Consider the following 23,621-nt stretch of genomic DNA (forward strand, 5'->3'; position numbering starts at 1 on the left):
AATTATTTTTCAGATGGTTTTACAATTTCTCCCATGCTTTCTCCATTTTTTATTTCTTCGTTTAGCGTAACCAGGGTTTTCTCTTCAAAGAGTTTGTACACGCGGTCGCGAATTTTTTTATAGTCGTTATGGATGGGGCATGGTTTTTCCGGATTGCATTTTCTAAATCCAATTCCGCACTGGTCAAAAATGTCGAGACCGTCAATGGCTTCAACTATTTGCAGCAGTGATATTTCATCTGCCGGTCTGTTCAAGTTATAGCCTCCATTAGGTCCTTTTCTTGATACCAGTAGTTTATGTTTTACCAAAAGCTGCAATATCTTACTAAGAAAATGTTTAGGAATGCTCTGTTCCGCAGCAATTTCACTGAGATCAACATTATTTTTCTCTGTTGAATGCAAAGCAATATAAAACATGGCTTGCAGGCCGTAGTGGCAAGACGCTGAAAACATTGTTCCCTATTTATTGATATTGTATTTAGGGCAAATTTTGATGGTCTCAGGCCTGATGGGACGCTAACATCCAGCGCATTTTTTCATGTTGCTCCATCAGGGCTATTACAAAATCACTGCTTCCTAGATCATCATATTCTTCATCAAAAATTCGCCCGCATTTGCGCAGAAAACGTATGATGGCTTCTTGATCATTGATAAGTTGGTTCAGTTGCTCTTGGGCGTCGGTTGTGTATTCCTGTTCTGACAAATGGGTATAACTTAGAAAGTCTTTCATCGTACCAATGCTCATGTGCCCTAGCATTCTTATCCTTTCGGCTACCTCATCTATAATCTGCTCGAGCTCAATGTACTGTTCCTCATAAAAGCTATGAAGCTCAGAAAAATTAATTGCCTCTATATTCCAGTGATAGTTACGGGTCTTAACATAAATTAGCATTTCATCAGCAAGGAGCTGTTGAAGATTTTCAGCTACAGCTTCTCTTTTTTGATTTTCGATACCAATGTTCATAGTAGAATAAATTATGGTTGAGCAATTACTGTTTATTTATAGAATAAACTGGTAAAATGTCACTATCACTCGGTTACGTCAGGATTTATATAAAACTGCTTTTGTAGCAGATCGATAATTTTTTCATTGTTTTTTACTTCACAAAAGCTATCTGGATTGGGACACACTACCACACATTGTGGCACATCATATGCGCCTTTACATTCCGAACATTTGTCTGGTACTATAAAATAAAACTCCCTCGAAAGTGGGGAATGGAATGTCTCGGTATCGATTTTTTGTCCGTTTCCAAGCTTCACCTTTCCTCTTAAATTAGTACCCTCAGCTAAGTTCCATTTTGTATCAGGTTCATAAATTGCCTGGTTAGGGCATTCTACTAAGCAGTACCCACAATTGATACAGTTATCAGTTATTAGTAAGGCCATTTTACATCTCCGCTTTAGGTATTGAGACAGTAAATAACCGTCCTTTAAAAGAGGCTCTAAAGCATAATAGGATTTTTAGACATAAAACTCCAAAATAAAAATTGAGAAAATGTGATTAATTTTTTTTGAAAAATAATGAGTTTTAGGAGGAACTGATTTTATGTCCGAGAGAAACTATGCTTTCACCTCTTTTTACGTCTTCCGTGAGTTCCTTCAGTGTTTTGGTTTCAAAGAGATCCTGAACATTGTTTCTTACCTCTTTATATTCGTTATGAATAGGGCAAGGATTATCATCGTTACATTTCTTAAACCCAATCCCACATTCATTAAAAATATCTAGTCCATCGATTGCTTCAATAATTTCAATAAGAGTGATGTCTGAGGGGGTACGATTAAGGCGAAAGCCACCAGTAGGCCCTTTCATAGATACTAGTAGTTTATGTTTAACAAGCAACTGAAGGACTTTGCTGAGGAAGTGTTTGGGTATATCTAGCTTCTTTGAAATGGTTGTTAGATCAATATTTTCTTCTTCATGATAATGCAATGCCAAAAACAGCATTGCTTGCAATCCATAATCACAAGAGGTTGAGAACATATAGGTATTTTTGGTTACAGATTATATTCAAAAAAAGGTGTAAAGTTAGGACTCAGAAATCTACTATCAATTCTATCTTTAGAGTATTTATAGCAAATTGATAATCCAATAAATTATGGACAAAAATATCTAAAATCCATAACAATTTTTTCTTCAATTTTAAGTCTAATATGATTGCATACAAGTATAAATTGCATTTTTGCGAAATTATTGTTGTGGGCATTGCAGGAATGCAATAGCTGTTTTCAACGCTTAAGCCGTAGCAATCTTTCAGAGCTGTTCTAGAGCTCTAAACTGTGTTAGAACAGAGAAGACGCAATGACGAAGTTTGGCACGCAAATTGTGATACCTTAAGTAAACGTAGTAACATGTAATAACAAGTGTAAGGAGGTTTGTTATGAAGCGGTTAGTAATACTGGGCGGTGGAACAGCCGGAACAATGATGGCGAATAAATTGCGTAAAGCTCTTTCGAAAAAGGACTGGAATATTACTCTTGTAGACAAAGAACCAGTACACTATTATCAGCCGGGATTTCTTTTTATACCCTTTGGTGCTTACAGTGAAGATGATGTTGTTAAGCCAAAGAGAAACTTCTTTCCAAAAGGGGTAGAGGTAGTATTTGCGGAAATCGACAGAATTGAGCCCGAACAAAACAAGGTTCTACTGAAAGGCGATAAAGAAATAGCGTATGATTATCTGATCGTTGCTACGGGCACGGATATTCGTCCAGATGAGGTGGAAGGGATGACCGGACCATTATGGCATAAATCCATATTTGATTTTTACACGCTTGAAGGATCGACTGCATTAGCGGAGTTTCTTGATGACTGGGAGGGAGGTAGGCTTGTACTCAACATAGCTGAAATGCCTATCAAATGTCCAGTTGCGCCATTGGAGTTTCTGTTTCTGGCAGATGATTACTTCAAGAAAAAGGGAATACGTGATAAAGTTGATATTACCTTGGCAACACCTTTGCCAGGTGCTTTTACCAAACCTGTGGCATCCTCCATTCTCGGAGATTCCCTGAGGAAAAGAAATATAAATGTGGAGGCAGATTTTGCCATCGGTGAGGTCAATAACGAAGAAAAGAAAATAGTTTCTTGGGACGAGCGAGAAATCCCCTTTGATCTTTTGGTTACGATACCGACAAATATGGGGTCCGAAGCTATTAAGCGTAGTGGAATGGGTGATGAGTTTAATTACATCCCAACAGATAAGCATACGCTGCAATCCAAGAATTGGGACAATATCTTCGTAATCGGTGATGCTACAGACCTTCCGGCATCCAAGGCAGGTTCAGTTGCCCACTTTGAGGGAGATATTTTGTTTGAAAACTTCATGGATGTAATCAATGGGGGAGAGCCGTCTGCAAGCTTTGATGGGCATGCCAACTGCTTTATTGAATCGGGAGATGGTAAAGGATTTCTAATTGATTTTAATTACGATACAGAACCCCTTCCCGGAAAGTTTCCTCTTCCAGGTATTGGACCATTTTCCTTGTTAGAAGAGACAGCAATCAACCATTGGGGAAAGTTAATATTCAAATGGATTTACTGGAATGCCCTAGTCAAAGGCAGAGAACTCCCTATTGATTCTCATATGTCGATGACTGGAAAGAAAAAACCCAAAGAACTTATCAATCAATAATTAAAACCAAATAAGTGAGGCATATTATGTCTGTTGCAACTGTAGCTAACCAAACGATCGAAATTGACCAAGAAGGATTCATGCAAGATCACACTCAGTGGAATAAAGAGATCGCCCGAGAACTGGCGATGCAAGAAGGGATCGGGGAATTAACTGATCGACACTGGATCGTTATTGAATTCATGAGAAAAGAATATGAGGAGAAGGGGGATGGACCTTCAATTCGAAAACTGACGAAAGAAAGCGGAGTACCTACTAAGGAACTGTATAAACTGTTTCCAAAAGGACCGGCTAAAAAAGCTGCTAAAATTGCAGGAATCCCGAAACCGACCGGATGTATCTAATTATAATTTAATGAGGTCTTATTATGGAAAACTTAAACACACAAACACAGGGTAACGGAGTACCTCAAATTAAGTCGCAGCCCATTGAAAAAGTATCAATTATAATTTCTCGCGGATCTCTTGACGGGGTTTATCCTGGGCTTATCATGGCCAACGGTGCTCGCATGGAGGGAATAGAGGTAACGGTCTTTTTTACTTTCTTTGGGCTTGAGGCTGTTATAGATGACAAAATGGATAATCTTAAAGTGCCTACGGTTGGTAATCCGGCCATGCATATTCCCACATTACTTGGCAGTTTGCCCGGAATGTCTGCCTTTGCTACAAAAAAGATGAAGGATGAGATGGAAAAACTCGATATTCCGCCCGTTAGGGAATTTGTTGAGATGATCCATGATACGGGAGCTGAAATGTATGCCTGTCGTGCGACAGTAGATATGTTCCATCTGACCAAGGATGATTTTTGTCCTCAGGTAGATGATGTAATATCAGTGGGTAAATTTTATGAACTTTCTGAAGGAGCTCAGATCATATTCACATGATCATTTCATAAAAAAACTGACTTCTTAAATAAAAAATGTGACTATAAAGAGAACGTTTTTTGCGTTCTCTTTATAATTTTTAGTGTTTTACGCATTCAAAACCACGTACGTTTAGGTATTGGTAGTAGTAATAGTTCTTGGCGCTGGTTAGCCCATGCAGATGTATAAAGGATTCATTAGCAGCAAGAACATTGCATTTATCATTGTCACCGTCAATTATAACCGCAGGAAAGGGGTATCGATCGATAGGTAAATTTTTTGACGTATACGAGCTAATGGGATATGCTACCTATAACACAACGTTTAATATTGTTAAGGCAATTTAATATAGTAGCCAACATTTTCAACAAAATGTTTTTTGAATTTAAAAGATTCCTATTACCGTTTATTTTACAAACATTAATTTTCATTAATGAATAAAATGACGTACTTGTAGGAAAGAGCTTTACAAGCCAGTAATATTTGTTGGATATCATCTATAGAAAGCTATTACTACCTATTTGCATAATACCTAAAAGAGTCTGTTGTCGAGATAACGCCAAGGCAAGTATGTTTTAATAAAATAATGCAGAGGGCTACAGTTATGAAATCAACACTAAATAAAAAATTTCGTAAGTATTATCAGAGTGGCAATTATCGAGGTTTTTATAAAGTGGAAAATCGCTTTCTTAGAAACTCAAAAAGCAAGGCTGTAATCTTCTCTAATGGTGAAGAATCGATCCATACTATTGGAATGTTTACAGAAGAAGCACTAGGAAAGGCATTTGAAGCAATAGACAAGTACCATCGCAAACAGAACGCAAAAAGCACCTTGCTGACATAGCAAGTTTAGAATAAATAAAACATCGATAGCCACCTATCAGATAGCGTCTACCCTAAAAGTCTCGCAATGGAAAGTTAAGGGTCCTTTCTTACATTTTAGTTTGTTCAGCATATTTGGAAACCCTGTTATATCGGTGAAACGATAAGTTGAGAGTATGGGTGTATCTTCTTTGATATTATCACCCTTTCTAACTATCCTTAAGGTTGTTTAAATCCATTATACATACCGTCAAAATTACTACTGGTCTGCTGGTTATAGCAGCAAGCTTTTTCTGTATTTTATTTGGGCAAGGAGCTCATCTCCATGATTTAGACATTCACATCAGCAATCATCTTGACGTTCATGCTCATGTCCATGCTCATGTCCATGCTCATGAAAGTCATAGTGAGCAAACCCAAGCTGATCACAACCAAGAAAATGATACCCACCAGCATGAGGTGAACACAACCGATGATATTATCGGGACGTTAACCACTTCATATCAGGTGAGTCCTGATGTTCAATCATTTATAGCACTTGGTTTGTATGCCGGATCTGAAGCCGCCAATTTAATTCTTCAGCAATCGCCGACACTATTTGACCTACCACCGCCGAGGCCGGCAGGTAATCAATATCACTTCTGTTCTTTTTCCCGACGCGGCCCTCCTTTAGCTTAGTTATTCCTTTTTAGGAACTACCTTTCCTAACCGTATCCATTAATTACAATTCAACCACCATGACAAGGTATATTCGGTGGACACTATTGCTGGTGTTATTTCCAGTAATGGTCCATGCACAATCAAGATCTATCACACTTGATGAAGCCGTCGAGCATTTTCAACAGAACAGCCTTCAACAGGAACTGGCGCGATATGACCGGTTGCGTAAGCAGGGAGAAGCCATTCGGTACAAAACGTATCCCAATCCTGAAGTCAGCATTAATCGCGAACAACTCAATGCTGGGACGGTCGATTACCAGGAAACGACCTACATGCTATCGCAGCCCATTGAGTTGCTGGGGCAGCCCTTTTTGCGGAATCAAAGTGCTTCCAAATCACAAAAGGCAGCGGAGCTTCAATTCGAATACGACCGGCTCCAGCTGATCTGGCAGGTAAAATCACTATATGTAGAAAACTGGCAGTTGTCACAAAAACTGGAAACCTATAATCGGGCACTGGAGGTTATTCGCAAAGTCCGTTCAGCTGCAAAGGCACGAAGAGTGGAAGGTAGTTTCTCCAGCCTTCAGGTGCAGCGATTTAATATAGAGCTCAGTCGCTACCGGAAGCAACGAGATGAGGTTCAACTTAAACGTACCCAGATAAGCAATCGACTGGCCACCTTTTTGTTTTCGGGACAAGAGCTGGATACCCAGATACAGGTTTCGGATAGCCTGACGGTCGAACCCATTAATTTTCATGAGCAGGCTCTAATACAATATGCGCTTGAAAATCGGGCTGATCTGGCAGCCTTGGAGCAGATGGTTGATGCCTCTAAGCTGCAATACAAAGTTGAAAAACGAGATCGCCTGCCCGACCTTAATCTAAATATTGGATACAAAGAACAGTCGGATGGGGTCGAGGGATTTGTCATCGGTGGTTCCATCACGCTCCCAATGATTAACCAAAATCGGGGCAATGTAACGATTACCCAGGCTCAGACCCGTTCGCGACAGACCGAACTGGCCTTAAAGCAGCAGGTGGTACGCAACCAGGTTTCGACGGCCTACGAACGAGTGGAACTTGTATTGGAGCAGTGGTCCTCGATGAAAGAGAATGTAATGGACGGGTCCATGCTGGAAGCGGCACGGGCAGCCTACCAACAGGGACGGTATTCGCTGGTTGAACTGCTCGATGCCACTCAGGCTTTCGTCGATGGGCAGATTATGACCTATGAAACTATCGCCGATTACAATCAGGCACTTTTTGAATTGGACGTACAGTCCGCAGGACGAATTTTTAACTCACAAAACAACTAATACTATGAAACGCTTACTTCTTATTTGTTCAATCGTAACAGGATTAACGATAGCCGGATGTGGTTCAGATGATTCGGGACACAGTCATGGTGAAGACGGTGATCACACTCATGAAGCTCCGGCTCAACAATCAACTACAAATGATAGTGGCGCCGTCCATATTGGAGGTGACGACCATTCTGCAGACCATGATTCCACTCATACCCATGATGAAGAAAGTGACCACAGTCATGGAGAAGATGGGGATCATACCCATGAAGAGGATACTCATTCACATGGAGATGAGGAACACAGTCATTAACTCTTGTCCATCTAAAAACTTATTAGGAACAAAACTTGATGCAATGAAACAACTTATAACGTTAATCATATTTAGTACATCCTTGGTGATGACGGGGTGCGGAGGCGCCAGTGAAAAAAGCCATATGCATGGTGAAGAAGGTGATCATACGCATGAGCAGCTCGCAGAGCAAACCCAGGAAGATCATGGGCACTCCCACAATGGTGAATCGAATCACGAGCATCAGGAAGGAGAACCTCATCTTGAAGGAGCCGGTGTCATTACGCAGTGGACAGATAAGACTGAACTGTTCATGGAATACCCGGAATTGATTGTTGGACGGGAAGCTACCTTCGCTGTTCATCTGACTCGATTGTCGGATTTTCAACCCATTTCTGAATCCGAAGTGCAGTTTGTGTTTAGCTCAGGGAGGGGCAATGAGGGTTCCCTTACCGAAACGGAAGTTCAAATTCCTGGAATTTATGGTCCTGATGTCATCTTTGATCGATCAGGACGATACGACCTTACGATCATCATTCAGGGAATGGTGAATGATACGTTACAAGTCAACGGAATCCCGGTTTATAATTCGGTTGATGAGGTGCCCCACGGCCATGCGGAGGAAGATCCCAACCTGATTACCTTTTTAAAGGAACAGCAGTGGGATATCCCTTTTGCTACCCAAGAAGTGCAAAAGCGAACGCTTACGCAAACCGTAGATGCCACCGGGGAAATAATGGCGGCGAAAAATAGCCAGGCCGTTGTTTCAGCTCCTTTTTCAGGTATCATCCTGTCCAGTCAAAATAGTAACCTGCCGGTCGTAGGCCAGCAGATTTCAAAAGGATCGTCTATGGCCGTACTTAATCCCGCGATCCAATCAGGTGGTGGCAACAATTATGCCCAGCAGTTTATTAATGCACAATCGGAATTGGAGTTGGCTAAAACGAATTTGGATCGCTCCAAGCGGTTGTACAAAAAGGAGGCGATTCCACAAACGGAACTTCAAAAAGCTCGTATCAAGTACCGCCAGGCATTGACGCGATACCAGACGATCAATGAAGTAATCCAGATTGACACTACTGCTATTCATGGTTACGGGGAATCCGCTAAATCCTATCGGTTTGAGCTCAACGCTCCCATTGATGGTACGATCGTCGAATCATTCTTTACGCCGGGTATGCAGGTTGAAGCCGGTCAGCCATTGTATCGCATAGCGGATGCCTCCAAGGTATGGCTAAAAGCCAACGTTCCAGCTGCTCATCAAAGCCGCATTGCCAACGCGGGACAGGCCGCCTTTCGGGTGCAGGGAGATGACCGCTTGTATGAAATGAGTGAGTTGGATGGACGATTGATCAGCCGTGCCAACAGTATTGATCCACAGAGCCGAACCCTTCCGTTAATTTATGAGCTCGATAATACGAAAAATGGGCTTCCTCTCGGGATGTTCTCTACCGTGCACATCAATACTGACACCAAAGAAAATGTAATGGCGATTCCGCAATCGGCTTTAATTGAGGAAGAAGGTAACTACAACGTGTATGTCCATGTCGCTGGAGAGTCCTTCCGAAAGCAGCGCGTTACAACGGGTATTGAACATCGCGGTTGGGTAGAGATTACCTCAGGACTGCAAGGTGGAGAGCATGTAGTGACCGAAAATGCCTACCAGGTGAAATTGGCTTCGCTTTCGTCCGAGGCGCCATCCCATGGGCACACGCATTAAATACGCTCTGAATTTAAAAAATTAGTTAAATCGTACTGATATGTTAGATGCAATTATTAAAGGATCACTGAGGCAGCGACTCGTTGTTGTGGTGACTTCCCTTGTGTTATTCTTTGCCGGGGCGTATGTGGTCATCAAAATGCCTGTGGATGTGTTTCCTGATCTTACAGCTCCCACCGTCACAGTGATGACCGAAGCGCACGGCATGGCCCCCGAGGAAGTGGAGCAATTGGTCACCCTGCCCATTGAAACAGCTACCAACGGTGCAAGCGGCGTGCGACGGGTGCGCTCGGCCACTTCAAAAGGATTTTCCATCGTCTGGGTGGAGTTTGAATGGGGCACCGATATCTACCAGGCCCGACAGATCGTCAACGAAAAACTTTCAATGGTGAGCAGTCAACTGCCGGAAGAAGTGCCCCCGCCGGTGATGGCGCCCATTACCTCCATCATGGGTGAAATTATGCTGGTGAGCGTAGAAAGTGACCGGCACTCGGAGCTAGAGATACGCACGGCTGCCGACTGGGAGATTCGGCGACGTTTGCTGGCCATCCCCGGAGTGGCCCAGGTCGTACCTATTGGCGGGGGAGTAAAACAATACCAGGTCCGCGTGGATACCGACAAGCTGAAAGCCTACGAAGTGACTTTGGATCAAGTAATGGAGGCGACCGAATCCTCCAACGAGAACTTTTCTGGCGGGTTCTTTCAGGAATACAGCCAGCAGTACACTATTCGCGGTATTGGTCGGGCTAATTCGCTGGAAGATATCAAACGGTCGGTGGTGGCTGAACGCAACAACCAGCCGATCACCATTGGCGATGTTGCCAATGTTGAAATAGCTGCTGCTCAAAAGATTGGGGATGCCTCCGTCAACGGAGATCAGGCGGTGATTATCTCCATCAAGAAACAGCCGGATACCAATACCCTTGAGCTAACTGAACGGGTTGATGAAACGCTGGCGCAGATTGAGCAAAACCTGCCCGAAGGATTTACGATCAACAGCCATATTTTTCGACAGGCCGATTTTATCGACCTTGCCATTGACAACGTGATTGAAGCCCTTCGGGATGGAGCTATACTGGTCGTCATTATATTGCTGCTTTTCCTGGCAAATATCCGTACCACGATGATTTCCCTCACGGCCATACCCCTGGCGCTCATTACATCGGTGTTTGTACTCGAATTCTTTGATATCACTATCAACACCATGACTCTGGGTGGGATGGCTATTGCCATCGGGGTGATTGTGGATGATGCCATTATCGATGTCGAGAACGTGTTCAGGCGGCTTCGTGAGAATGCCAAACTTCCGGAATCAGAGCAAAAGTCAGCCATGCAGGTGGTGTTTGAAGGGTCCAAAGAAATACGGACTTCCATCATTAATGCCACACTGATCATCATGATTGTCTTTATTCCGCTCTTCTTTTTGAGTGGACTGCAGGGACGCATGCTGAAACCGCTGGGACTCTCCTATATCGTATCCATTGGGGCCTCCTTGGTTATAGCGATGACCGTAACACCTGTACTGTGTTACTACCTGTTGCCGGGACAAGCAGCCAAAGGTAAGCTGCAAGAAAGCTGGTTTACCAAAAAACTCAAGTCGGGCTACCAGCATGTACTGGACAACGTCCTGCGCTACAGGAAAAGTGTGCTGATCGGTACGTTAGTTCTTTTCTTAGGTACATTAGCTGTGGTACCATTCCTGGGAAGCTCTTTTCTGCCGGAATTCAATGAAGGCACGCTGGTGATCAGTGCCGTTACTATTCCCGGTACCGGACTGGATAAATCCAATGAGATAGGCCAACGGATTGAGAACATCCTGCTGGACCATCCGGCGGTTACAAGTACGGCACGACGTACAGGACGGGCAGAAATGTCCGAGCACGCCCAAGGGGTTAACGCCTCGGAGATTAATGCCGATTTAGACATCCACAAAGGGACGAGCAAGGAGCAGGTATTGGAAGAGCTGCGGTCCGACTTGAGTATGGTTTCAGGAACCAATATTACGATTGGTCAGCCCCTCGGCCACCGCATTGACCATATGCTCTCGGGTACTCGGGCCAACATTGCCGTGAAGATATTTGGCCCAGACCTATATCGTCTGCGAACGCTGGCCGAAGAGGTTCGTGGACAGATGGAAGGGGTCGAAGGCGTCGTGGATCTTTCAGTAGAACAACAGCAGAACGTACCACAAATACAGATTCGGCCCGACCGACGAGCTCTGGCTCGTTATGGGATGAACATTGGTGACCTGTCGGAGAAGGTCGATGTGGCTTTTGCGGGGGAAACGGTTTCACAGATTATCGAAGGTGACCGGTTATTTGACTTGATGGTCCGATATGATGAGGAGCACAGGGGGAATATCCAGGCCGTAAAAAATGCCGAATTAACACTTGAAAATGGGACGGTGGTACCGCTTTCGGAGCTGGCAAGCATCAAATCGCGCAGCGGACCGAATACTATTAGTCGGGAAAACGTACAACGCAAAATTGTCGTCTCGGCCAACGTGGCCGGGCGCGATCTGCGCAGTACGGTGAATGCCATAAGTGCCAGTGTCTCCGAGAATGTCAACTTTCCGCAGGGTTATTTTGTGGAATACGGCGGTCAGTTTGAGAGCCAGGCGCAGGCGACCCGCACTATTTCACTATTAAGCATCGTTGCTATCCTGCTTATTTATCTGCTTTTATATCTGGAGTTCAGCTCCCTGAAAACAGCGCTGCTGGTGATGGTAAATCTGCCCTTTGCCCTTATTGGTGGGATTGTTATCGTATGGTTTACCAGCGGTATTGTATCTATTGCTTCCCTGGTTGGATTTATTACGCTTTTTGGAATTGCCACCCGGAACGGAATATTGATCGTTTCCCACTACCAGTATCTGCGTTGGGAAGAGGGCAATTCCTTTATGGACGCGATCCGACAAGGTGCGATGGAGCGTCTCAATCCCATTTTAATGACTGCGCTTACTGCTGGGCTAGCTTTAATTCCGCTGGCATTGGCCGCCGGTGAGCCGGGAAATGAAATACAGTCGCCGATGGCACAAGTTATTCTGGGTGGACTCATTAGCTCCACCTTGCTTAACATGATTGTGATTCCGGCTCTGCTGGCACAGTTTGAGAGCAGCAAAGCAAAAATTGTAAGTTAAAGAAACAGACTATGAAATTCCTTATTCTAAAATATGCGGTGACTGCCTTCATCATAGTCTTGGTTTCGGAAGTGGAAACTAAAGGAATAAGAGACTTTAATTGAACTCAAAAGAATGAGTACAACTGATATTTTTGATAGTGGATTTGATACTTAATTCTATTGGGACCTTTATTAACAGATCTGAGAGGTATTTTGTCATAAAAAAGGTGGTAACTTGAGGGGAGCTCAAAATTGGAAAGACTGATTGGCAGCAAGCCGATTAGTCCTTTTTAAATTTGTAAAATTGCTCTGCCGTAGCAATCGGCTGTTATTCTGAGAGCCACGCGATCACAAGTTTTTTAGTTTTATATAAGCACCTAGCCAAGCAGTTGTCAAATGTATAAGCTCATGTTACTGGCTGTGGGAATATTGTCAGGCCTACGATGTCGAGATGATGCTGATCTACTCAATAATGGGCAAGTTGATCGTTTTGGCAGTGTATTATTTATGTGAAAATGGTGCAGTAGGATCTGATCCAAATAGTATAAAAAAACTTAAGTTATTTAGTATTAAAGGGTGAAACTATTATATAATCATCCCGTATTGGTTAAAATAATTTGAATGTATTTATAATAGGTTATATTAATATGACCTAAATATTTGTTAATTAGTACTTTCATTGAGTAGGGTATTGCAGGAGAGACAAAAAGCCAATTAAAGGCTTTGTATAAGGCATACGTAGGTTATTGTGATGCTTGCCAGGATTACTAGTTAGTCCCATTGTAAACTCGAAACAACTTATCTCAGTTGTGATGAAGGCATCCGATCGAGAAATGAAATCAAAAAGGGAATATACTTCAAATTTGAAGTACAACGAAGGAGCGTCGTCCCATGCTCTATGCAGCCTTGAAGAGATGTGCCAGAAGCTGATCAGCATGAGCAGGCTAGCTGAAGCTGGTAAGATGTCTGCTGGAGCCATGCATGAAATTGAGCTTCCACTGAATTATGTGAATACCTTTTCTGAAATTGGTTTGGAACGACTTATAGAGTTCAGAAAAGATCTGTACCGTACATTATCAGCTCATCCCTCCATCAATGAACTCTTGGACGACCTTGAAGATGCGCTGGTGAATATAAATGAATGCGGCCACCAGATTGAGGATACGATGAGGCAAGTACTAATGATGAGTAGTGGTGAAGATAGTACCCAGAGGTCAGTACATTTGAATTCACTTGTTCAGCATTTTGTACATTTATCATATCACGCCATGCGTGCTGGAACAGGTTCCATTCCCGTTACTATCAGAATAAATATTGATACTTCTATTGAGGAGTTTTCCATCGCTCCAGCTGGTATGGGCCGTGTAATTTTGAATATCTGTGACAACGCATTTAATGCTATGAGGGCGAAGATTGCTAAGGTTAGATTAGGGTCAGCATATCATCCAGAGCTAGTGGTAACCACCGATAGATCACCGGAATATATTTCTATTTCGATATCTGATAATGGATCCGGAATATCTCCTGAAACTGTCGGAACTGTAATGAAACCATTTTATTCAGGGTGGGAGGGTGGAGAATCGGCCGGCCTGGGTCTTCCTATTGCAAATGATATTGTGCAGTCGCTTGATGGAAAACTGACATTCGATTCCACGCTGGGAAAGGGAAGCACTTTTACTATAAAATTGCTGTCTGTGTAACTACCAGCAATTGTTTGTATTCGACTTATAAGGAGGGGGTAAATATGAACTATGCCAATAATATGATTCTCTATTTACGTAGTGCTATAATTATGCTGATTGTTTTAGGATCAGCGTTGATGTTGGCTTGCCAGAAAGACTTGGATTCTGAGGATATTGCAATTGTTGAAGCGCCGGTAATTACCCCACCCAATGTGATAAAAGCAGGCAGTTTTGATACACTTTATTTGCGGAATCAGAAGCCCCCTGAATCGACCGTGCTTTCGGAGCGGTCGCAACCATCGGAGACCAAAGTGGGATTTTACGCAACTATGCAGAATTATAATACCGAGCATGGGCTAGCCTTGAGCAGTCTTATCTGTTCTTATAAAGATAAAGAGGGAAATATCTGGTTTGGAACCTCGGGCAACGGACTAAGTGTATACAATGGCGACACATTTACCAATTATTCTTCTGCCCACGGTTTAATACACAATTTTATCACGTCTATAACGCAGGATTCCAAGGGCAATTTCTGGTTCGGTACCTACGGAGGTATTAGTAAATATGACGGCTACAGTTTTGAAAATTATACGCTTGAAGACGGACTTCCCGACAATACCATCCGTTACATACATGAGGACAGGAACGGTACAATATGGATAGCGTCAGCTGGCGGGGTAAGTATCTATAATCCCAGACCTGTAGAGGCAGAGGATTCTCGCTTTAGCAATTATGGAGAAGCGGACGGCTTAATCAGCGGCAGTATAATGTATATACTTGAAGACCGAAAAGGGACCCTTTGGTTTGCCGGCACCGGTGGTGTTAGCAGATATACTGGCAGTTCATCAGGCCGTGTGCATTTTGAGGATTATTCTGAAAGAATGGGTGTACAGGGTCAGATAGTAAATACCATAATTGAGGATGACAGCGGCATGATCTGGTTAGGCAGCCGGGAACTACTGTCGAGGTATGATGCTGCCAGTGAAACCTATACCAAATATACAACCGAAAATGGATTAGAAAACAATTATATCCTTATCAGTGCTAAAGACAGCCGTGGTAATCTCTGGTTTGGAACAAAAGGAGGGGTTTCAAAATACCGATACGAAAGTGACACCTTTCAGAATTTTACGACAGATCATGGGCTCGCCGACAATCATGTTGAAAGCATAACCGAAGACAATTCGGGTAGCCTCTGGTTTGGGACGTATGGTGGAGGCATCAGTAAGTACGATGGCGAAAGCCTGTATGAATTTTCTGCAGATCAAGGCTTGCCCGGTAAAGCGGTATACGCCATTACTGAGGACAGGAAGGGCAACTTGTGGTTTGCACCCCTTAATGGGGGAATCGTGGAATTTCGCAGGAGCACCAGCAACCCTTTGAGTGGAACCTTTGTAAACTACACAGAAAAGCACGGCTTGTCGAATAATACCGCCTATAATGCAGTTGAGGACAAAGATGGCAATTTGTGGTTTGGTACCGCAATGGGGCTTTCTATGTTTGACGGGGAGGTGTTTTATAAATACACCATTGAGCAGGGGCTACCCGATAATTATATAACGGCTTTGTTTATTGACAGTGCTGGAACACTCTGGATCGGAACATACAACAATGGGGTCAGCAAATTTGACGGACATTCTTTTGTCAACTTTTCTACCGCGCAGGGGCTTGTTCATAAAACAGTTTGGAATTTCTTTGAGGATGAGGAAGGTATTATCTGGATTGCAACCCGGGGCGGATTAAGCCGGTTTGACGGGACTCATTTCGTAAATATTACCACCATGCAGGGGCTACCGGATAATAAACTGTCTACCATTACAAAGGACAGAAAAGGAAATATACTAACGGCCGGATGGGGTGGCGGGGTATCTATAATTAGAAAGGAATATGCAGCGCTGCTTTCTGCTGAAAATGCCGGAAAAATTGACACAAATATTATAGAACATTTTTCAACGGCTGATGGCCTTGCTAATGATGTCGTCTATAATATCGTGGAGGATAGAGATGGAAATCTAATTATCGGTAGCAGTTATGGCTTTACCATTCTCAAGGGCGGTGTCGGTGATAATCCAGGAATTTTCGCTGCTGAAGGTGTAGAAAATTACAATGAAAAAACTGGTTATCCTATAAAGGATGTAAGCCACATCTACAGTATGCATGAAGACAGCCGGGGGGGCTTGTGGACGGGTACGGGAGACAAGCTCGTTCGCTTCGATTACAGCAAGGTGATAAAACCGGTGAAAGCACCGAAACTAATTCTGCAAGATATTGAAATTAATAATCAGCAGGTGAGCTGGCATACCCTGGCTGGTGAGCAGAAGCGAGAAAAAAGCCTGAACAGAGTTTTTGAAATTTCAGATGCCATAGTTGCCGAAGAACTATTAAAGTTTGGTAGGTTGCTCTCCAGTAGTGAACGTGATAGCATGGGTCAATACTTCAGGGGGGTGTCGTTTGACAGTATAAGTTCGTTTTATTCTATCCCTCAACACCTAGTGCTGCCGTATAGCAGAAACAATATCAGCTTCGATTTTATTGGTATAGAAACGGCGCGCCCGAAAATGGTGCGTTATCGCTACAAATTGAAGGGTGAGGATGAAAGCTGGTCGCCAGTGTCAGAGAAGCGAACCGCAAGTTTTGGAAATATTTATGAGGGAGCTTATACCTTTATGGTCCAGGCGAAAGGTCCTCACGGTTTGTGGAGTGAACCCCTGATGTACCATTTTGAAATTCTACCGCCATGGTACAGGTCCACGGTGGCCCTGCTTTTTTACATATTTGTTTTTAGTGGGGGGGTATACACTGTGCATCGTTTTCAAAAAGCCCGAACCATTAGAAACGAGCGTGAAAAAATCCGTGAACGAGAACTAGAGCAGGCAAAGAAAATCAAAAAAGCATATCGAAAGCTGGAGGTGGAAGCTGCCTTGGAAAAGGTTCGTTCCACAAGTGTGGCAATGCGTAGGACCTCGGAATTGCAAAAGGTGGTTAACACCGTAGCACGGCAGATGCAGAAGATAAATATGAATATCAATGGAGGGGTTTTCATCGTGGTCAATAAAGAAGTTGACCGAGATGTGCCCATCTGGGGGGCGGGTGGAGCTACTGATTATGTAAAGAAGGCAGTAGTACCTTTCCTCGACAAGCCTATCTTTAAAATCTTGAGAAGCGCTATCAAAGAGAGGAAGGAGTTCCTCATCGAATATTATTCAAAAGAGGAAAAGGATACCTTTTTTGAGCATTTGTATAAGCATGAACCTTGGTTATCTGAGCCTGAAGCGAAGAAAAAGGAGATGCTTTCTCTGCCGGGAGGTTATGTAAGATCCCTGACCGTATCTTCACATACGAGTATATTTATCATAAATAATACGGGTACATCCTTTTCTAAAGAGGAGAACGATATCCTTAGACGCTTTGGTCGGGTTTTTGAGCAGTCGTATATCCGTTTTATGGATTTACAGATTGCCGAAAAGCAGGGCAGAGAAGAAAGAAGGCAGGCATCTCTCGACCGTGTCCGCGGAGAAATTGCCAGCATGCGTTCTAAAGAGGATTTAAAACAAATTATACCGGTAATCTGGCGGGAATTAACGGTGCTGAACATCCCATTTTTCAGATGTGGGATATTGATATTAGATGAGGAAAATTCATCTATCGTAATTTATTTGTCAGCTTCTGACGGTCGTCTGCTAGCCGTATATAATTTATCCTATCGAGCAAATCCCTTTACAGCCAATGTGGTTGAGCACTGGCGAAAGGATAAGGTGTATAAGGAACATTGGGATCGTAAAGACTTTATCAGGTGGACAAAATCGATGACACAACAAGGGCAGATTCAAAACGAAAAGGAGTATCCGGGAGCAAAATCAATACCAGAATCGCTCTTTTTACACCTAATTCCATTTAAGCAGGGTATGTTGTATATAGGAAATCATGAGTCCCTTACTCCCGGAGAGATCGATTTATCCAAATCACTGGCAGAAACCTTTTCTATCGCTTATGCCCGCTATGATGACTTTAACAAGCTTGAACATGCCAAGGGTAATGTGGAGACAGCACTGATGAAACTTAAGGCCGTGCAAGAGCAGCTCGTGCAACAGGAAAAGCTCGCATCACTAGGACAGTTGACTGCAGGTATAGCCCACGAAATAAAGAACCCACTGAATTTTGTGACCAATTTTTCCGATTTGAGTATCGAGATGGTTGATGAGATTCAGGAGCGATTGGAAAGTGAAGATTCACAAGTGGGAAAAGTACTTGAAACCGACGAAAAAAAAGAGGATGGATACGTACTGCCTACGCGGGATTTGCTGAATAACATTCGTAAAAACCTGAGTATTATTAACCAGCACGGAAGGCGCGCAGACGGCATTATCAGGTCCATGCTTCAGCAGAGCGGTGGAAACGGCAAAATACAACCGACTGATTTGAATAATATTATCCGTGAATTTGTGAATTTTGCCTACCACGGTATGCGATCTAATGAGGATGCAATATATGTATCCATCACAATGGATCTAGATGAAAGTATTGGGACAATACCATTGAGGAGCCAAGATTTCAGTAGGGTTATCACAAATCTCTGTAAGAATGCTTTTGACGCCATGAAAGAGAAATATGTTTCAGAAAAAAGTTTTGGTTTCAGGCCGGAATTGAAGGTGACTTCGCGGCACAATGACGGTCAGGTGATTATTACGTTTGAGGATAACGGTTCGGGCGTTGATACAAAGGTAATAAACAAAATAATGCAACCTTTTTTCACCACTAAGAAGGGAACCAAAGGTACAGGATTGGGTCTGTATATTACAAATGATATTGTAAAAGCTCATGGCGGAAATGTAGAAATAGAGAGTGAATTGAATATCTACACTCGAGTTATCATAACATTGCCGGGCCAGCATTCGGAGGAGATATAGCTATGACATATGCCAAAAAACAACTTTTCAAACAAGATAAAAATAATACAGGGACCAGAAGGAGTTATTTCAACATATTCAAAAAAAGGTTCAGTTATGAGAACGCATAAAATAATGGTTGTGGATGATGAGCCTGATCTGCAGATGCTCATCCTCCAAAAATTTAGGAGCCACATCTATAACAATGACTACGAATTTCATTTTGCAGGTAATGGTGTGGAAGCTTTACAATTATTAAATAAAGAAAAGGGTATTTCTCTCGTTCTTTCTGATATTAATATGCCAGAAATGGATGGGTTGACGCTACTGCAAAAGCTTCAGGAAAACAAAAGCGATGCACTTAAAACCATTATCGTTTCTGCTTACGGTGATATGAAAAATATCCGCAAGGCGATGAATCTCGGGGCTTTCGATTTTATAACGAAACCTATCGATTTTAAAGATCTTGATCGTACGATCAGGCGCTGCTTGGAAGAGATAGGTCACGAAATGGAAACAAGAAAACAGAAGCAGTACCTGCACACTATGCGGCAGGATCTGGATATGGCATCGCGCATACAGCAGAATATTCTTCCTAATAATTTCCCGGCTTATCCGGAAAGAAACGAATTTAGTGTGTATGCTGAAATGCACAGCGCCAAAGAAGTAGGGGGAGATTTTTATGACTATTTCCTGCTTGACGATAACCATCTGGCTTTTTTAATTGGTGACGTTTCAGGAAAAGGAATGCCGGCTGCGATTTATATGGCCGTTTCGCGGACTATGTTGAAAGCGATTGCAACACAAGCCGGGGATCCAGCGGAGTGCCTGTCAATTGTGAATCGTATGCTGATTCCCGAAAGTGATCTCACGACTTTTGTAACGGTATTTTATGGTATTCTGAATGTTCGAACTGGCGTAGTTTCCTACTGCAACGGTGGGCACAATCTACCGCTTTGGATAAAGAAAAACGGTACGGTGGTAAACCTTGAAAATACTGACGGGCTTCTGCTTGGCAAGATTGATTATGTTAATTTTCAGTCAAAAGAAATACAACTTGAGGCCGGTGATAAACTTTTGCTTTATACCGACGGACTTACAGAGGCGATGAACGAGCGGGAGGAGTTCTATGGGGAAGACCGGTTGATGCATTATGTTACCTCGAATCACACGCTTTCTGATGAAATGCTGTTGCGATGTCTTATAGTGGATGTATTCAAGTTTATCAATAAGGCACATCAGGGCGATGATATCACTCAGTTGGTGATGGAATATTGTGGGACATGAATGTATATGTTATATACTGAAAATAAATAAACTACAATTATTATTTAGTATGAGAGCCTCGATTTCAAAACCGTCCAGGGAGGTTTGGCGGGAGATCATGCCGGGCAAGTTGGCCACTAGGTGTTTTATTACAGGAACCCATCAGTCTCTTTTGTTTTGGTGAGATATAGCTTGTATAGACCAATTCAATAAAAAAGATATGCTCCTGAAGATCGAACCTTAACTTGGGTTTACCATATCTATTTTTAAGATTTCATGTGACTATTGGGGTGTTTAATTTGTAACTCAAATTATTCATGGTTATAATAATTTCTATAAGGGATTGAAAAAAATCGGATCAGAGGAAGCATTAAGAGTTTGGTATAAAACTGAGAGATGTAGGTTATATTTGATCAGGACTATCAAAAAACTTTTAGCTGATACCGGGAAACAATAAAAACTAAAAGGAGAGTATTAGGAGGGTATGGTAAAATATAGATCCAAGATAATATCCCAATCAAAAAGAAAATGGGTGCTATACATCTCCTTTCCTACAAACCCTTAAAACCATGCATACTTACTGAAAATATTAATATCAAAAACCAAATACTATGAAACGTATATTTGCAATAGGTTTATGTGCAGTACTTACCGTGGGGCTGTTGGCCTGTAGTTCAGAAGAGGAGCCTAAAGAAAAGCCGGAGATTGTGGAAGTTACAGCTCTTGACTTTCGTTTCGAGGCACCCGATACCATTAAGTCTGGTTGGAATACATTTGAGTTGAGTAACGAAGGTAAGCAGGAACACTTCATGTACCTATATAAAATCCCCTCTGAAATAACCTTAGCAGAGTATGAGGAAGGGGTTCCCCTTGCTTTTGAAAGGGTGTGGGATCAATATGTTGCAGGCGAAATCAACCAGCAGGAAACTGTGGAGATGCTGGGTGAGGAAGTAGCGCCTTGGTTTTTTACAGAAGTTGTTCCATCTGGAGGAGTAGCACTTACAGAGCCTGGCGAAACAGCTCAGTCGACTGTGAAACTGGATCCCGGAAAGTACATTATGGAATGCTATGTGAAAATGCCTGATGGAACCTGGCACACGTCCATGGGCATGTATAAGATGATGATTGCTTCCGAAGATTCCACTGGCATGGAACCTCCAAAACCGAACTATGAGATGACACTTACAAACTACGATATTTCTACGAGTGGAGAGCTGAAAAAAGGAACAAACACTATTGCTGTGAGTGCAGAGGATACTCCTGAAGGTTTTATGATGCATGACATTAACTTGTTCCGAATGAATGATACTACTTCGGTAGATGATATTGTGAAGTGGATGAATTGGATGGAGTTAGACCAGTTCACTGCCCCAGGTCCCGCCTACTCATTGGGGGGCGTAGAACACATGGCGGCCGGAAAAACCGGATATATGACAGTAGAGTTGACTCCCGGAACGTATGCATGGATATCAGAGATGTATGGTAACCGAGACATGGTCAAGGAGTTTACAATCAAATAGCTATCGCGGCACTTCTTCCCCCTGGACTTTTAAAGGTCCAGGGTTATTTTTAGGCGATCTATAATTACAGTATAAATCAAAGCTAAAGAGAGCAGAGAGATACATTTACAGGCGCACTGATAGGACATCTTTCATAATCCTGCCTGTTTGTTCCATTCCATATTGTGGTAATAAATACGGTAATAATACGGCCCGTCTTGTATTAACAATATGGATAATGGAGGTAAGAAACTAAGTGGGGAACATCTAACTCCCTCTGTGGGTAGTAATCCTGTAACTAGCACTGAATTGAGTTGTCATACGGCGAAATCAATACAGGTTAATTTCTAATATTCGACAATCATCTACTGTTTTGAAGTTTCATAAGGTTCTTTCCCCTTTTATAGCGCTGTTATTTCTAATAAGTGTACTTGCCGGCTGTGATACCACGAATGCCAATTCTGTTTCCGGAGAAGGAGAGGTCGCAATACAATTTAAAACCGTTTCTGGGAGTACCACTGGCAAGGCTGTTTCTTCGGGTAATACTACTTCCTCTTCTCATGATTTGTTGCTTATAGAGGGAACGAGTGGCAAGCTGCAGGTTCAGGACATTCGATTTATAGTTGCAGAATTTGAGCTGGATCCATCCGATGCCGACGATGATTCTACTGAGCTTGAAGAATTCGAATCTGAACCTTTTTTCGTTGATCTCCCGCTCGGGGAAGAAAACCTGGGGTTGACCAACAACCAGATTCAATCCGGCTTGTATGAAGAGCTGGAGTTTGAAGTCGAGGATTTAGACTTTGGTGAGAAAGAGGGGGAAAATGAAGAATATCTGGCATTGGTCGACTCCATCCGCTCAGAATTTACGGATTGGCCAAATGAAGCCAGTATGGTGATAGTAGGAACTTTTACTGCTACCGACGGCGATACACAATCTTTTAAGGTCTTTGCTAAAGCGGAGATTGAGATCGAGCGAGAGTTTAATCTACCGCTTGAAGTTACCGAGGATAATATACAACAAGTGGTTTCCGTACGGATTAACCCGACAAAATGGGTTGAACAATCCGATGGCTCCAGCCAGTACGATTGGGATGAAAACCAGCAATTGCTGGAGTTCGAAGCAGAGTTTGAAAACGGTGTAGAAGAGGTTGAAGTAGATGACGGTAATTTCGATGACGATTAGTTTGTAATTATAGCCACTTGATATAAAGCCCGGGCTTAGCTCCAGGCTTTTCTTATTAGATGGATGTATCGGGGATAATCGGGAAAAGGGGGATAGATGATCTTAGTTGCCTGCTATAAGTTGTAAATCAGCGTTTATGAAATAAATAAAAAGTACACTATGGGATGAGGAGATATAGTTATCATTCCTATTCCTGCACCTGACTTCGAAGCGAAAAGGAAGTATCATCAATAGCCCGCTGTACGGCAAGTACTCCATCAAGGTGGTCACATTCATGTTGGAGCAGTTCAGAAAGATCTCCCTGTAATTTTTGACTGTGCTTATTCCAATCCATGTCACGGTAGTTGATACGACAAGAGAAGTGCCGTTTTACTTTGACCAGCAGGTTGGGAAAACTCATGCAATCGTCCCACAACTCCATCATCTTTTCACTTTTGTTAACCAGTACTGGATTTATAAATACCGTAGGCTCATCGATATGCATATATACCAGACGCTTCATCACTCCAATCTGTGGAGCGGCAATAGCGCGACCGGCGTTATACTTTTCTCGAAAACCCATCATAGTATCGTGTAGGTCTTCGACAACCGGCACCAGAGATTCAAGTTCATCTTTAGTTACCTTTTCACATGTTTCCCACAGTTTAGGATTACCCAATTGCAATATTTCTCTTACAGCCATAGTATTTGC

General features: G+C 42.7%; 19 protein-coding genes. 14 read left to right on the forward strand and 5 right to left on the reverse strand.

Annotation, left to right across the window (positions count from 1 at the left end; translation table 11 throughout):
* Positions 1-2 precede the first annotated feature (2 nt).
* The 4 genes from FCN14_RS00690 to FCN14_RS00705 form a co-directional block, all read right to left on the reverse strand.
* On the reverse strand, positions 3-452 hold the full coding sequence (locus tag FCN14_RS00690) for an RrF2 family transcriptional regulator (RefSeq protein WP_138429165.1): 450 nt from the start codon (positions 450-452) through the stop codon (positions 3-5).
* A 46-nt stretch (positions 453-498) separates the two neighbouring features.
* Positions 499-963 (reverse strand): Dps family protein, encoded by a 465-nt coding sequence (locus FCN14_RS00695; RefSeq protein WP_138429166.1) that lies wholly within the window; start codon positions 961-963, stop codon positions 499-501.
* A gap of 65 nt (positions 964-1,028) precedes the next feature.
* Positions 1,029-1,388, reverse strand: a complete 360-nt coding sequence (locus FCN14_RS00700; protein WP_138429167.1) for a 4Fe-4S dicluster domain-containing protein — start codon at positions 1,386-1,388, stop codon at positions 1,029-1,031.
* 142 nt (positions 1,389-1,530) lie between these two features.
* Entirely contained in the window at positions 1,531-1,983 is a 453-nt protein-coding gene (locus FCN14_RS00705; RefSeq protein ID WP_138429168.1) for an RrF2 family transcriptional regulator, read from the reverse strand.
* A 397-nt stretch (positions 1,984-2,380) separates the two neighbouring features.
* Here FCN14_RS00705 and sqr point away from each other — a divergent pair, with 397 nt between their 5' ends.
* The 14 genes from sqr to FCN14_RS00770 all read left to right on the forward strand — a co-directional run bounded on the left by sqr (position 2,381) and on the right by FCN14_RS00770 (position 22,930).
* Positions 2,381-3,631, forward strand: a complete 1,251-nt coding sequence (sqr, locus tag FCN14_RS00710; protein WP_138429169.1) for a type III sulfide quinone reductase, selenoprotein subtype — start codon at positions 2,381-2,383, stop codon at positions 3,629-3,631.
* Between the two features lie 26 nt (positions 3,632-3,657).
* A complete protein-coding gene (locus FCN14_RS00715) occupies positions 3,658-3,975 on the forward strand; it encodes a TusE/DsrC/DsvC family sulfur relay protein (RefSeq protein WP_138429170.1) in 318 nt (105 codons plus the stop codon).
* A gap of 23 nt (positions 3,976-3,998) precedes the next feature.
* Complete coding sequence (locus FCN14_RS00720) at positions 3,999-4,514, forward strand: DsrE/DsrF/DrsH-like family protein (RefSeq protein ID WP_138429171.1); 516 nt, start codon at positions 3,999-4,001, stop codon at positions 4,512-4,514.
* A 583-nt stretch (positions 4,515-5,097) separates the two neighbouring features.
* Positions 5,098-5,337, forward strand: coding sequence for a hypothetical protein (locus FCN14_RS00725; protein WP_138429172.1), 240 nt, complete (start codon positions 5,098-5,100; stop codon positions 5,335-5,337).
* Between the two features lie 203 nt (positions 5,338-5,540).
* A complete protein-coding gene (locus tag FCN14_RS00730) occupies positions 5,541-5,993 on the forward strand; it encodes a hypothetical protein (protein ID WP_138429173.1) in 453 nt (150 codons plus the stop codon).
* A 59-nt stretch (positions 5,994-6,052) separates the two neighbouring features.
* Entirely contained in the window at positions 6,053-7,291 is a 1,239-nt protein-coding gene (locus FCN14_RS00735; protein ID WP_138429174.1) for a TolC family protein, read from the forward strand.
* A 4-nt stretch (positions 7,292-7,295) separates the two neighbouring features.
* Positions 7,296-7,592, forward strand: a complete 297-nt coding sequence (locus FCN14_RS15645) for a hypothetical protein (RefSeq protein ID WP_171032756.1) — start codon at positions 7,296-7,298, stop codon at positions 7,590-7,592.
* A gap of 43 nt (positions 7,593-7,635) precedes the next feature.
* Entirely contained in the window at positions 7,636-9,291 is a 1,656-nt protein-coding gene (locus FCN14_RS00740; protein ID WP_171032757.1) for an efflux RND transporter periplasmic adaptor subunit, read from the forward strand.
* Between the two features lie 40 nt (positions 9,292-9,331).
* Entirely contained in the window at positions 9,332-12,430 is a 3,099-nt protein-coding gene (locus FCN14_RS00745) for an efflux RND transporter permease subunit (protein ID WP_138429176.1), read from the forward strand.
* A gap of 793 nt (positions 12,431-13,223) precedes the next feature.
* Positions 13,224-14,111: a sensor histidine kinase gene (locus FCN14_RS00750; RefSeq protein ID WP_138429177.1), complete on the forward strand. Its 888-nt coding sequence runs from the start codon at positions 13,224-13,226 to the stop codon at positions 14,109-14,111.
* Between the two features lie 44 nt (positions 14,112-14,155).
* A complete protein-coding gene (locus tag FCN14_RS00755; RefSeq protein ID WP_171032758.1) occupies positions 14,156-19,000 on the forward strand; it encodes a two-component regulator propeller domain-containing protein in 4,845 nt (1,614 codons plus the stop codon).
* Between the two features lie 96 nt (positions 19,001-19,096).
* Entirely contained in the window at positions 19,097-20,266 is a 1,170-nt protein-coding gene (locus FCN14_RS00760) for a PP2C family protein-serine/threonine phosphatase (RefSeq protein WP_138429179.1), read from the forward strand.
* 590 nt (positions 20,267-20,856) lie between these two features.
* Positions 20,857-21,765 carry a UbiD family decarboxylase gene (locus FCN14_RS00765; RefSeq protein WP_138429180.1) on the forward strand — a complete coding sequence of 303 codons (909 nt, stop codon included), beginning with the start codon at positions 20,857-20,859 and terminating at the stop codon, positions 21,763-21,765.
* A gap of 352 nt (positions 21,766-22,117) precedes the next feature.
* Positions 22,118-22,930, forward strand: a complete 813-nt coding sequence (locus FCN14_RS00770) for a hypothetical protein (protein WP_138429181.1) — start codon at positions 22,118-22,120, stop codon at positions 22,928-22,930.
* Between the two features lie 187 nt (positions 22,931-23,117).
* Here FCN14_RS00770 and FCN14_RS00775 read toward each other — a convergent pair whose 3' ends face one another.
* Positions 23,118-23,612 carry a peptide deformylase gene (locus FCN14_RS00775; protein ID WP_138429182.1) on the reverse strand — a complete coding sequence of 165 codons (495 nt, stop codon included), beginning with the start codon at positions 23,610-23,612 and terminating at the stop codon, positions 23,118-23,120.
* Positions 23,613-23,621: the final 9 nt, after the last annotated feature.

Source organism: Fodinibius saliphilus (genome assembly GCF_005869845.1).
Lineage (GTDB): Bacteria > Bacteroidota > Rhodothermia > Balneolales > Balneolaceae > Fodinibius > Fodinibius saliphilus.